The organism is Enterobacter vonholyi, assembly GCF_008364555.1.
Taxonomy (GTDB): domain Bacteria; phylum Pseudomonadota; class Gammaproteobacteria; order Enterobacterales; family Enterobacteriaceae; genus Enterobacter; species Enterobacter vonholyi.
Genome location: NZ_VTUC01000035.1, coordinates 1 through 538 on the forward strand (window position 1 = coordinate 1; position 538 = coordinate 538).

Sequence of the window (538 nt, forward strand, 5' to 3'; positions counted from 1 at the left end):
TTTATGAAGCCATGCTCACCGACGCACAGCAATTGTTTAACGCCCGCACCGAGTACAAGGGTATTTATGCGGAAATCTCGGTCGCGTATAACGTGGCGGCGGACGCCCACAAGGCGGTCGCTCAACTGGAGACGTTGATCGGCACGAGACTGGACGATGCTGAAGCGGCGATCCACACGCTGCAGACGGCGCAGAGTACGCACGAACAAGCGTTCGCCCAGTTCCAACAAACTGTTGCCGCTAAGTTCGGGGAACAGGAAGCCGCCATCCAGCAGGTACAAACGGCGACTGCCGACGTAGCTGGCGCGCTGGCGGAGTATAAGACCCAGGTCGCGGCGCAGTTCGGGCAGCAGTCCGCAGCTATCGAGCAGAAGATGACGTCTTCGTTTAACCATGCTGGCGGCAGTGCCACATACAGCCTTAAGGCTGGCGTGACGTATAACGGGACTTACTACGATGCCGGTATGCAGCTTTCGGTCGTGACGTCTGGCATCGCAGTTAAATCGCGTTTTCCGTTCAAGGCCGACCAGGTCTACAT

The 538-nt window shown here is 57.6% G+C and carries 1 protein-coding gene; it reads left to right on the forward strand.

The window, feature by feature from the left end; translation table 11 throughout:
- On the forward strand, window positions 1-538 hold a 538-nt coding region (locus F0319_RS18845; protein WP_149367550.1), incomplete at both ends, for a phage tail tip fiber protein.